At 67.0% G+C, this 11,832-nt stretch carries 9 protein-coding genes and 1 pseudogene; 8 read left to right on the forward strand and 2 right to left on the reverse strand.

The annotated features are described in order from the left end of the window. Positions 1-299 (reverse strand): annotated as a pseudogene (locus FE811_RS23135) (class I poly(R)-hydroxyalkanoic acid synthase); the annotation flags it as partial. Between the two features lie 112 nt (positions 300-411). Between FE811_RS23135 and phaZ the strand changes: the two are divergent. Further along, positions 412-1,755 (forward strand): polyhydroxyalkanoate depolymerase, encoded by a 1,344-nt coding sequence (gene phaZ, locus FE811_RS23140; RefSeq protein ID WP_114535293.1) that lies wholly within the window; start codon positions 412-414, stop codon positions 1,753-1,755. 42 nt (positions 1,756-1,797) lie between these two features. Here phaZ and FE811_RS23145 read toward each other — a convergent pair whose 3' ends face one another. Further along, the gene (locus tag FE811_RS23145) at positions 1,798-2,544 is read right to left on the reverse strand and encodes a carboxylesterase (protein WP_116222287.1); all 747 of its coding nucleotides are present in this window, start codon (positions 2,542-2,544) and stop codon (positions 1,798-1,800) included. Between the two features lie 163 nt (positions 2,545-2,707). Here FE811_RS23145 and thrS point away from each other — a divergent pair, with 163 nt between their 5' ends. The 7 genes from thrS to FE811_RS28810 form a co-directional block, all read left to right on the forward strand. Continuing rightward, positions 2,708-4,654 (forward strand): threonine--tRNA ligase, encoded by a 1,947-nt coding sequence (gene thrS, locus FE811_RS23150; RefSeq protein ID WP_116222286.1) that lies wholly within the window; start codon positions 2,708-2,710, stop codon positions 4,652-4,654. Between the two features lie 227 nt (positions 4,655-4,881). Next, positions 4,882-5,088, forward strand: coding sequence for a cold-shock protein (locus FE811_RS23155; protein ID WP_011747293.1), 207 nt, complete (start codon positions 4,882-4,884; stop codon positions 5,086-5,088). A 211-nt stretch (positions 5,089-5,299) separates the two neighbouring features. After that, entirely contained in the window at positions 5,300-6,856 is a 1,557-nt protein-coding gene (locus FE811_RS23160) for a class I adenylate-forming enzyme family protein (protein ID WP_116222285.1), read from the forward strand. After that, entirely contained in the window at positions 6,853-7,500 is a 648-nt protein-coding gene (locus FE811_RS23165; RefSeq protein WP_036759777.1) for a DsbA family oxidoreductase, read from the forward strand. The genes FE811_RS23160 and FE811_RS23165 overlap by 4 nt, the downstream gene beginning before the upstream one ends. A 155-nt stretch (positions 7,501-7,655) precedes the next feature. Continuing rightward, entirely contained in the window at positions 7,656-9,920 is a 2,265-nt protein-coding gene (locus tag FE811_RS23170; protein WP_116222284.1) for an adenosylcobalamin-dependent ribonucleoside-diphosphate reductase, read from the forward strand. Between the two features lie 568 nt (positions 9,921-10,488). Beyond that, on the forward strand, positions 10,489-11,583 hold the full coding sequence (locus FE811_RS23175; protein ID WP_116222283.1) for an AAA family ATPase: 1,095 nt from the start codon (positions 10,489-10,491) through the stop codon (positions 11,581-11,583). 102 nt (positions 11,584-11,685) lie between these two features. Next, positions 11,686-11,832 (forward strand): DUF6634 family protein (locus tag FE811_RS28810; RefSeq protein WP_370362698.1); only part of this gene is annotated, 147 nt, incomplete at its 3' end.

Below are 11,832 nucleotides of genomic sequence, written 5' to 3' on the forward strand. Positions count from 1 at the left end.
CGCGAGGCGGGCTTGCGCGTGCCGGACTTGGCGGCGGGCTTGGCCGCATCGGCCGCCGCGGCCGGCTTGGACTTGGCGGACGGCTTGGACTTGGCGGGCGGCGCCGGCGCCGGCTCGGCCTTTGCCGCAGCCTTACCGCGACGCGCCCGCGCCGGCTTTTCCGAATCGGCAGGCTTGGGCTCGGGTTTCGCGGCCTCGGCCCCGGCGCGGGCCTTGGCCCCTGCCCCGCGGCCCCTGCGTGGTTTGCCCCCGGCTTCGGCCGCGTCCGCAGCTTCCGGTTTTTCGTCCTTGCCCGCCATAATTGACAATCCTCCCTGAACCGTAAAATCATTATGCCCAGCACAATACGCAGGTAAAGCCGTGTCCTTGCCGGCAAGGCCGAATCCGGCGGGTCCATGGGAGAAGGTGGCAATGACGACGTACAAGGGTTTGAGAGGGATCATCTCCTATGATGCGATGGAGACGATCCGCAACACCAACGAATGGATGGGCGCCAGCGCGCGGGCCCTGGCCTCCTATCCGGCCTTCGCGCTGCTGCCCAATCCGATGTTCAAGCTGATGTCGGCCTGGGGCCGGGTGACCGAGCGCAGCTTCGCGCGCATGGTCATCAAGCCGGACTGGGAAATCCCGCCCGTCGTGTCCGAGGACGGCCAGGACCATGTCGTCTATATCGAGCCGGTGATCGAGCGCCCCTTCGGCGACCTGGTGCATTTCCGCGTCGCCCGCCGCGCGCCGCTTGCGCGCAAGGTCCTGCTGGTCGCGCCAATGTCCGGTCACTATGCCACCCTCCTTCGCACCACGGTCACATCCTTGCTGCCCGATTGCGAAGTCTACGTGACGGACTGGCACAATGCCCGCGACATCCCGGTCAGCTGCGGCAAGTTCGACATCGACGACTACACCCAGTATCTGGTCGACTTCATCCGCCATCTCGGCCCCGACACCAATGTGATCGCCGTCTGCCAGCCGGCGCCGCTCGCGCTGGCCGCGACCGCGCTGCTGGCCGAGGAAGACCCCAAGGCCCAGCCGCGCTCGCTGATCCTGATCGGCGGCCCGATCGACCCCGACGCGGCGGCGACCGAAGTCACCGATTTCGGCAACCGCATCACCATGGGCGAGCTGGACTACCTGATGATCCAGCAGGTCGGCTTCAAGTATCGCGGCGCCGGGCGCATGGTCTATCCCGGCCTCGCCCAGCTTTCCTCCTTCATCGCCATGAATGCCGAGACCCACGCCAAGGCCTTCCTCGACAAGATCTTCGCCGAGGCCCGCGGCCAGGGCTCCGAAGGCGACAAGCACAACACCTTCTACGACGAATATCTCGCCGTCATGGACATGACCGCCGAATTCTACCTCTCGACGGTCGAGCGCATCTTCAAGGAACGCGAGATCGCGCAGAACCGCTTCAGCGTGAACGGCAAGCCGGTCGACCTGGGCAAGATCACCGATGTCGCGGTGATGACGGTCGAGGGCGCCAACGACGACATCTCGGCGCCGGGCCAATGCGTCGCCGCGCTGGCACTCTGCACCGGCGTGCCCGAAAGCCGCAAGACCCAGCACCTGGAACCCGGCGCCGGCCATTACGGCATCTTCGCCGGGAAAAGCTGGCGGCTGAACATCCGCCCGCTGGTGCTGGATTTCATCGACGAGCAGGTCCAGCCCGCCGGCCAGCGCAAGCGCCGCCGCAGCGGCCCGGTCCCGGTCGATTGCGGCGTCAGCAACCTCACCGAACACGATTCCAAGATCGCGGTCTGACCGCCCGCGGGAACGGGGCGCGGCCGGCGGGCCGCGCCCGCCTCAGGCTGCCCGCGCCAGCACCTCCTCCAGCGCCGCGCCGATCAGCGCCAGGCAATCGGGGGTCGAAAAGCGGTGATCGGCGCCCTTGACCAGCACCAGCCGCATGTCCTCGCCCGAGGCATGGGCCAGCAGGTCCAGCGCCCAGGACATCGGCACCTCGGCATCCCCGGTGCCTTGCAGGAAGCGCACAGGGAAAGGCAGCGGCAAGGGCTGGTCCAGCACCAGATGGTCGCGCCCGTCCTCGATCAACCGGCGGGTGATGACATGGGGATCGCCATAGTCGCTGGGCTGCTCGACTTGGCCGCGCTCCGCGAGGGCCGCGCGCTCGGCCGCGGAAAACCCGGCCCAATAGCCGCGCTCGGTGAAATCCGGCGCCGCCGCCACCGTGACCAGCCCGGCCAGCCGCTCGGGCATGGTCCGCGCCAGCAGCAGGCTGATCCAGCCGCCCATGGACGAGCCGACCAGAACCTGCCGCCCCTCGGTCAGCCCGCGGATCGCAGCCATGGCATCGGCCAGCCAGTCGCCGATCGCACCCTCCTCGAAGGCGCCCGAGGATTCGCCATGCCCCGAATAGTCCAGGCGCAGGAAGGCCCGGCCGCGCTCGCGCGCCCAATCCTCCAGCCACAGCGCCTTGGTGCCCTGCATGTCCGAGCGGAACCCGCCCAGGAACACCACGCCGGGGCCCTGGCCCTCGATCCGGTTATAGGCGATGCGCCGCCCCTGCGGCCCTTCCAGAAACTGCGTCATTCTTTCGTGTCCAAATATCCTGCGGGGGAGTCGCGGAACGCGACGGGGGCGCAAAGCCCCCTGCACACCTAGCCGCATTGACAACGCCGGGCAATCGCGCCACACCCGCGCGACATACCCGCAACCGGGCGTTCCGTGGGCGCCAAACCGACGAGGAGGACACATGTCCCAGATCTCCCTGACCTTTCCCGATGGCAATGCGCGCGACTACCCCGCCGGCATCACCGCCGCCGAGGTCGCGGCCTCCATCGCCCCGAGCCTGGCGAAGAACGCCATCTCGGCCAGCCTCGACGGCCGGCACATCGACCTGCAATGGCCGATCACCACCGGGGGCAGCATCGCCATCAACACCATGAAGGACAGCGAGCCGGCGCTGGAGCTGATCCGCCACGACCTCGCCCATATCATGGCCCGTGCGGTGCAGGAGCTGTGGCCCGACGTCAAGGTCACCATCGGCCCGGTCCGCGACCAGGGCTGGTTCTACGACTTCGACCGCGCCGAGCCCTTCACCCCCGAGGATCTGGGCGCCATCGAGGCGCGGATGAAGCAGATCATCGCCGCCCGCGACCCGGTCCGCACCGAGGTCTGGGACCGCGACCGTGCGCGCGCCCATTACGAGGCGCAGGGCGAGCCCTTCAAGATCGAACTCCTCGACCGCATCCCGGAAGCCGAGCCGATCCGCATGTATTGGCACGGCGACTGGCAGGATCTCTGCCGCGGCCCGCATCTGCAGCATACCGGCCAGGTGCCCGCCGACGCCTTCAAGCTGACGCATGTCGCCGGCGCCTATTGGCTGGGCGACGCCTCGCGGCCGATGCTGCAGCGCATCTACGGCGTAGCCTTCAAGAACCGCGACGACCTCAAGGCCCACCTGACCATGCTGGAAGAGGCCGCCAAGCGCGACCACCGCAAGCTCGGCAGGGAAATGGAACTCTTCCACTTCCAGGAAGAAGCGCCGGGCATGGTGTTCTGGCACCCGAACGGCTGGTCGATCTATCGCGAGCTGGAAGCCTATATGCGCCGCCGGCTGATCCGCGCCGATTACAAGGAAATCAAGACGCCCCAGGTGGTCGACCGCATCCTGTGGGAAAAATCCGGCCATTGGGAAGCCTATCGCGAGAACATGTTCATCGTCGAGGTGGACGAGGAAGGCGCCAAGGAAAAGCGCATCAATGCGCTCAAGCCGATGAACTGCCCCTGCCATGTCCAGGTCTACAACCAGGGCCTGAAGTCCTATCGCGACCTGCCGCTGCGGCTGGCCGAATTCGGCTCCTGCCACCGTTACGAGCCCTCGGGCTCGATGCACGGGCTGATGCGGGTGCGCGGCTTCGTCCAGGACGATGCGCATATCTTCTGCACCGAGGACCAGATCGAGGCGGAATGCGCCGGCTTCATCGAACTGCTGTCCTCGGTCTACCGCGATCTCGGCTTCGAGAAATTCGACATCAAGCTCTCGACCCGCCCCGATGTCCGCGTCGGCTCCGACGAGATCTGGGACAAGGCCGAGGCGGCGCTGAAAGGCGCCATCGAGCATCTCGGCCTGCCCTATGAGGTCAACCCCGGCGACGGCGCCTTCTACGGGCCGAAACTGGACTTCAAGCTGACCGACGCCATCGGCCGCGAATGGCAATGCGGCACCTTCCAATGCGACTTCAACCTGCCGCAGCGGCTCGAGGCGGAATATGTCGGCGAGGACGGCGCCAAGCACATGCCGGTCATGCTGCACCGCGCCGTGCTGGGCAGCTTCGAGCGCTTCATCGGCATCCTGATCGAGAACTATTCGGGCAAGCTGCCGCTCTGGCTCGCGCCGCGCCAGGTGGTGGTCGCCTCGATCGTCTCGGGCGCCGACGATTACGTCCACGAGGTCGTGGCCGCCCTGCGCGCCGCCGGGCTGCGGGCCGAGGCCGACACCCGCAACGAAAAGATCAACTACAAGGTGCGCGAGCATTCGGTCGGCAAGGTGCCGGTCATCATGGCCGTGGGCCTGAAGGAGGTCGAGGAGCGCAGCGTCTCGATCCGCCGCCTCGACCGCCAGGGCAGCGAAAGCCACGGGCTCGAATCGGCCGTGGCCACGCTGCGGGCCGAGGCCAGCCCGCCGGACCTGCGCTGAGCGCCCCGGCTTGGCGACAATTTGCCGATGCGAATGCGCAAGATGACCCTACGTCACCTTGCGCGGCGCATTCGTGCTTGCGTTTTTCGGCGAATCGTTCATCCTCTCGTCCGCGTGAGCACGACTTTCTACCGCCTCCCTTCACGGGGCAGCCGGACTTGACGGGAAAGGGCTGCACGGCCTGGGCGCAATCTCGCCCCAGGATGACTTGAAGGAGAGACGGTATAATGGCTACCGGCACCGTAAAATGGTTCAACGCCACCAAAGGCTATGGCTTCATCGCGCCCGATGACGGCGGCAAGGACGTCTTCGTCCATATCTCGGCGGTCGAGCGCGCCGGCCTGACCGGCCTGAACGACAACCAGAAGATCGCCTACGAACTGCAATCGGGCCGCGACGGCCGCAGCTCGGCCTCGGATCTGAAGCTGCTCTGATTCGGCAGCGCCCGGAATTTCGGAAACGGCCGGCCCGCATGGCGCCGGCCGTTTCCTTTTGCCCCCTTCCGGCTTCTTCCGTGTCGAAATATCCTGGGGGAGCGCCTCGCCTGCCCCATCGAGGGGCAGGCGAGGCGCGGGGGCAAAGCCCCCTTCCCATGCGCACCGACAGCCTCTATCCCCAAGCCCGGAACAGAAACGGGGCGATGGGATGAACCTGGCCGAACATGTGCTCAGCGCGGGGCTTGCGACGCCGGACAGGCTGGCCATGTCGGTGCTGGGGCTGGGCCGCGCCGACCGCTGGTCGCATGCCCGCCTGCGCCAGGCGGTGCTGGGCACCGCCACCGGCCTGCTGCAATCCGGCCTCGCCCCCGGCGACCGGCTGCTGATGCGGCTGGGAAACAACCCCGGCTTTCCCGTGGCCTATCTCGGCGCCATCGCCGCCGGCATCGTCCCGGTCCCGACCTCTCCCATGCTGACCACGCCCGAGATCACCCGCATCGCCGCCGCGATCCGGCCGGCCATGGTGATCGCCGACCCGGACATCGCCCTGCCCGATCAGCCGGCGCCGGTGCTGCCTGCCGCCCGCCTCGGCGAATTCGCCCTGCTGCCGCCGGCCGGGTTCGCACAACACGATCCGGACGACCTGGCCTATATCGTCTTCACCTCGGGCACGTCAGGCCAGCCGCGCGCCGTCTGCCACGCGCATCGCGCCATCCTCGCCCGCCGGATGATGTTCGACGGCTGGTACGGGCTGACGCCGCAGGACCGGCTGCTGCATGCCGGCGCCTTCAACTGGACCTTCACCCTGGGCACCGGCCTCATGGACCCCTGGACGCTGGGCGCCACCGCGCTGATCCCCGCCCCCGGCATCGCGCCCGAACAGATCCCGCTGATCGCCGGCCGCCATGGCGCCACCATCCTGGCCGCGGCACCCGGCGTCTTCCGCCGCATGCTGCGCGCCGACTGGCGGCCCTGGCCGGGCCTGCGCCATGGCCTGACCGCCGGCGAAAGGCTCGATCCCGGCCTGCGCCGCGCCTGGCAGGCGCGCACCGGCACCGACCTGCACGAGGCCATGGGCATGTCGGAATGCTCGACCTTCCTGTCCGGCAGCCCCGCGCGCCCCGCGCCCGAAGGCACGGCCGGCTTTCCCCAGCCCGGCCGCCCCATCGCCATCCTCGACGACAGCGGCGCCCCGATCCAGGGCCCCGGCATCCTGGCCGTCCACCGCGCGGACCCCGGCCTGTTCCTGGGCTATCTCGACCAGCCCGAGGAAACCGCCGCCCGCTTCCGCGGCGACTGGTTCCTGACCGGCGACCTGGCCGAGACCACGCCCGAGGGCGCGATCCGCCTGCTGGGGCGCGACGACGACATGATGAATGCCGGCGGCTTCCGCGTCTCGCCGGGCGAGGTCGAGGACGCGCTGGCGCAGATCCCCGAAATCGGCGAGATCGCCGCGACCGAATTGCCGGTCGGGCCGGGGTCGAGCATCATCGCCGCCTTCTGGACCGGCAGCGCCGACGAGGCGCGGCTGCGCGCAGCCGCCGAACGCGGGCTTGCGCGCTACAAGCAGCCGCGCGAATACATCCACCTGCCCGCCCTGCCCCGCACGCCCACGGGCAAGATCAACCGCCGCGCCCTGCGCGATGTCCATTCGCGTGCAAAGCACGACCCCCATCCGCCCACACAGCACGACAGCCCGTCGCGCGCACAGCACGACACCTCTTCCCGCGCACAGCACGACACCCATCGCAAGGACCGGACATGAGCCAGCAGATCCGCCTCGACATCTTCGCCGATCCCGTCTGCCCCTGGTGCCTGATCGGCAAGGCCGAGCTGGACCGGGCGCTGGAAAGCCGCCCCGACCATCCCTTTGCCATCACCTGGCAGCCCTTCCGCCTGGACCCGCAGATGCCGCGGGCGGGGATGGACTATGTCGCCTACATGAAGATGAAGTTCACCGACGAGAAAGGCATCATCGCCGCCATGAAGCCGGTGATGGAGGCCAGCGAGCGGCTGGGCCTGTGGATCAACCCCTCGCTGATCGAACGGATGCCGAACACGCTCGACGCGCATCGCCTGCTGCATTGGGCGGGACTCGAGGGCGCGCAGACCCCGGTCATGGCGGCGCTGATGCGGGCGCATTGGCGCGAGGGCCGCAACATCTCGAACCCCGACGTGCTGGTCGAGATCGGCGAGGGCGCGGGCATGGACGGGGCGGTGATCCGCCGGCTGCTGGCCTCGGACGCGGACCGCGACACGGTGCAGGCGCGCGAGATGCACGCAAGGCAGCGCGGCGTGAACTCGGTCCCGACCTTCGTCGTCGCCGATGCCCATGTGGTGACGGGGGCCCAGCCCGCCGCGCTGTGGCTGCAGGTGATCGACGAACTGGCGGGCAAGCAGCACCAATAGGTTGCGCAAGCCCCAGGCAGCTGCCGCAATATCTGGAAATTGGTGCCGGTTTCGCCTATATTCCTGAGTCCTCACCTTTCCGACTTTAACCGGACGCGCGCGGCTGTATAAGACCCGCTCGCCCCGTTTCCGACCCCAAGCCAAGGACACCCGCCATGAGCCGATTCTCAGCCCCTATCGCCGAACAGATCTGGGACATGAAATACCGGCTCAAGGACGGCGGCGGCCAGTCCATCGACCTGTCGGTCGAGGACAGCTGGCGCCGCGTCGCCCGCGACCTCGCCCGCGTCGAGAAGGATCCGGCGCTGTGGGAGGACCGCTTCTATGCCGCGCTCGAGGATTTCAAGTTCCTGCCCGCCGGCCGCATCCTGGCCGGCGCCGGCACCGGGCGCGAGGTGACGCTGTTCAACTGCTTCGTCATGGGCACCATCCCCGACAGCATGGCCGGCATCTTCGACATGCTGAAAGAGGCCGCGCTGACCATGCAGCAGGGCGGCGGCATCGGCTATGACTTCAGCACCATCCGCCCGCGCGGGGCCGAGGTGAAGGGCGTGGCCGCCGACGCCTCGGGCCCGCTGTCGTTCATGGATGTCTGGGACGCCATGTGCCGCACCATCATGTCCGCAGGCTCGCGCCGCGGCGCGATGATGGCGACCATGCGCTGCGACCATCCCGACATCGAGGCCTTCATCGAGGCCAAGCAGGACAGCGCCCGGCTGCGCATGTTCAACCTGTCGGTGCTGGTGACGGATGCCTTCATGCAGGCGGTCAAGGCCGACGGCCCCTGGGATCTGCAATTCGACGGCAAGATCTATCACACCGTGCGGGCGCGCGACCTGTGGAACCGGATCATGCGCGCGACCTATGACTATGCCGAGCCGGGCGTGATCTTCATCGACCGCATCAACCAGCAAAACAACCTGGCCTATGCCGAGACGATCGCCGCGACCAATCCCTGCGGCGAACAGCCCCTGCCGCCCTATGGCGCCTGCCTTCTGGGCTCGGTCAACCTGGCCCGGCTGGTCGAGGCGCCCTTCACGCCCCAGGCCCGGCTGAACCCCGAGGCGCTGGACGAGCTGGTCCGCACCGCGGTGCGGATGATGGACAACGTGGTCGACGCCTCGAAATTCCCCCTGCCGCAGCAGGCGGCCGAGGCGCAGGCCAAGCGCCGCATCGGGCTGGGCGTCACCGGGCTGGCCGATGCCCTGCTGATGCTGGGCCTGCGCTATGGCGCTGCCGACGCGGTCGAGCAGACCCGCGTCTGGATGAAGGCCATCGCGCGCTCGGCCTATCTGGCCTCGGTCGACCTGGCCAAGGAAAAGGGTGCCTTCCCGCTGTTCGACGCGCAGAAATACCTGGCCTCGGGCTTCATGCAGCGCATGGATGCGGATCTGCGCGAGGCGGTGGCGCAGCACGGCATCCGCAATGCTCTGCTGACCTCGATCGCGCCGACCGGGACGATCAGCCTTTACGCCGGCAATGTCAGCTCGGGGATCGAGCCGGTCTTTGCCTATGCCTATACCCGCAAGGTGCTGCAAAAGGACGGCTCGCGCACCGAGGAAGAGGTCGTGGACTATGCCGTGCAGATGTGGCGCGACCTGAAGGGCGACGCCCCCCTGCCCGAGTATTTCGTCAACGCCCAGACCCTGGCGCCGCTGGACCATGTCGCCATGCAGGCGGCGGCGCAGGAATGGGTGGACAGCTCGATCTCCAAGACCATCAACTGCCCCGAGGACATCTCCTTCGAGGATTTCAAGGACGTCTACCTGGCCGCCTGGGACAAGGGCTGCAAGGGCTGCACCACCTATCGCCCGAACGAGGTCACCGGCTCGGTCCTGTCGGTCAGCGAAAAGGCCGAGGAGGCGCCGCAGGCCGACAAGGGCGCCGACGTGGTCTACCTGACCGAGCCGCTGGACCGCCCGGCGGCGCTGGAGGGCGCGACCTACAAGCTGAAGTTCCCCGGCAGCGAGCATGCGATCTACATCACCATCAACGACATCGTGCAGGCCGGCCACCGCCGGCCGTTCGAGGTGTTCATCAACTCGAAGAACATGGAGCATTTCGCCTGGACGGTGGCGCTGACGCGGATGATCTCGGCCGTGTTCCGGCGCGGCGGCGACGTGAGTTTCGTGGTCGAGGAGCTGAAGGCGGTGTTCGACCCGCGCGGCGGCGCCTGGATCGAGGGGCGCTACGTGCCCTCGATCCTCGCCGCCATCGGCGGGGTGATCGAGCGCCACATGGTCGCCACCGGCTTCCTGGCCGGCGAGGGCATGGGGCTGAAATCCGATCCCAAGGCCGAGGTCATGGCCGTGGGCGAGCGCCCGCGCGGTCCCGCCTGCCCGGCCTGCGGCCAATACGGCATGCGGATGATCGAGGGCTGCATGACCTGCCCGTCCTGCGGCCATTCGAAATGCGGCTGACCGGCGGCTGATAGGTGTGCGGCCAAGCATAAAATGAGCCTTACCCGGACTCTTTGAGCCTTTTTGCAAGCATAAAGTGAGCCCTGGATTTTCCAGTGCTTATTTTTATTATATTTATCAATACCCTGATGGATTTTGTTCTTTCAGGCTTAGCGACCACTCCAGGTCGGCTTGATGAGGGCGTGGACCTGTTGACGAACCGGGTATGAGCCCGCATCGTCCAGACACCCGCTCCGGGATCAGCAGCCGGTCACACCGCCCTACCGCCCCCGAAGCCTCACGTATTGTCACCATTACCACCGGAAAAGCGCCCGCTTTTCCGACCAGCCCAGTCTTGCCTCTGAAAGGAGGTCCGCTCATGTCCCCGATCCGCGCCATTCCTGGCCCTCCTGACCAATCAGATCACCCTTCATCTTTCGATCCGTGATCTATGCAGGCGGCCGTAGGCAACCGGAGGGCTTCAGCGCCCCGCCTGATCCTCTCTGCCGTCTGACAATCATCATCGCCACCATTTCCTACGACCGGTCTTTCCGGCCACCGGTCCCGCTTTGCCAAAAGGAATCCCCCCATGTCCCGTATCCCATTCGCCGAAGCCAGGTTTTTCAACCTCAATGACACCCGCAGCGCCCTGGAAACCCGGTTCGAGACCTATCTGCGACGATTGCGCGGCCGGCGATCAGGCCTGCCGCCGGAAGATCTCGGAAACGAATGCGATGCGCTCCCTGACCCGTTCTGGAAGGTTAATCTCTCGGGTCCGGAACAGGACCGGATCCGTCGCCGGGCCCGCCGAATCTTTGAACGTCGCAAGGCCGCAAGTGGCCTCGAGCATCTGAAGAAAGATGATCGTGAGCGGCTGGAGGTGCTGAAAGATGGCGCGCGGCTGATCAGTATCCCCAGTGAACATCGTGCCGATGAGATTGCCGCCGCCATTCACGAAGCTATGCCTTGGATGGCGCCGGCCACCGAGGTCATCTGGCACGGGATGCGCCGATCCATGCGCGAGGGCTTGCCGGGGCTCAAGGTGGAGTCGCTTAATCTCACCGGCCCGTCGGGCATCGGCAAAAGCTATTTGGGCCGGATTCTTGGGAAGCTGCTGGCCGCGCCCACCACCGTGATCGAGGCGACCGGCGAGAACGCCAGTTTTGGCGTGGTCGGTTCTCAGCGTGGTTGGGGCGGTTCCCACCCGGGCCGCCTGATCGAAACCGTGCTGCAAAGCGGCGTTGCCAATCCGATCATGGTGATCGACGAAATCGAAAAGGCCGGTTCCCCGGAGTCGATGAAGGGTCAGACCTTCGGCCTGGCTGAAGCATTGTTGCCCTTGCTGGAACCGATGACCGCGAAGCGCTGGAGCTGCCCCTATTACCAGGTCAAATTTGACATGTCTTGGGTCATCTGGATCCTGACCTCCAACGACTACCGGCGGCTGCCGGAACCGCTGCTCAACCGCTGCCCGCCGATCCGGCTGCGCCATCTGACCGTGGCGGAACTGTCCGGCTTTGTGCGCCGCGAGGGCAAGAAGCGGGCCCTGTCCGAGACATCGATCGAGACGATCTGCGAGGTTCTCGCTCACCCGTCCCTGCAGCAGCATCGTCCCAGCCTTCGGGTTGCGTCCCGCATGTTGCAAAACGCCGCTGATCTCGAACAGAGGCCGCCGCTCCACTGAGCGTGGCACCTACGCCCTTTCCTTATTTCCCTGAATCCAACGCGCCTGCGGCATCGCCGCAGACGCCCCCTCCCTTCATGCCATCGAAACGGAGACATCATCATGAAACTCTCGCCCAGCGACCGTGAATGGTTCGACAAGGTGCTGCGCGCCATCGCCGCCGTCGAGGCCGGGCCTACCGAAAAAGATCTCGCGGATGCGCCGATCCTGTCCGACTGGAAGGCGGCGATTTCGCCCGGCGGGCATGTG

This window comes from Paracoccus sp. FO-3, from assembly GCF_006386455.1.
GTDB classification, from domain to species: Bacteria; Pseudomonadota; Alphaproteobacteria; order Rhodobacterales; family Rhodobacteraceae; genus Paracoccus; species Paracoccus versutus.

Coding starts and splice junctions, on each gene's coding strand:
- thrS (WP_116222286.1), top strand. CDS start 2,708: ATGTCCCAGATCTCCCTGACCTTTCCCGATGGCAATGCGCGCGACTAC.
- FE811_RS23175 (WP_116222283.1), top strand. CDS start 10,489: ATGTCCCGTATCCCATTCGCCGAAGCCAGGTTTTTCAACCTCAATGAC.
- FE811_RS23165 (WP_036759777.1), top strand. CDS start 6,853: ATGAGCCAGCAGATCCGCCTCGACATCTTCGCCGATCCCGTCTGCCCC.
- phaZ (WP_114535293.1), top strand. CDS start 412: ATGACGACGTACAAGGGTTTGAGAGGGATCATCTCCTATGATGCGATG.
- FE811_RS23145 (WP_116222287.1), bottom strand. CDS start 2,544: ATGACGCAGTTTCTGGAAGGGCCGCAGGGGCGGCGCATCGCCTATAAC.
- FE811_RS23155 (WP_011747293.1), top strand. CDS start 4,882: ATGGCTACCGGCACCGTAAAATGGTTCAACGCCACCAAAGGCTATGGC.
- FE811_RS23160 (WP_116222285.1), top strand. CDS start 5,300: ATGAACCTGGCCGAACATGTGCTCAGCGCGGGGCTTGCGACGCCGGAC.
- FE811_RS23170 (WP_116222284.1), top strand. CDS start 7,656: ATGAGCCGATTCTCAGCCCCTATCGCCGAACAGATCTGGGACATGAAA.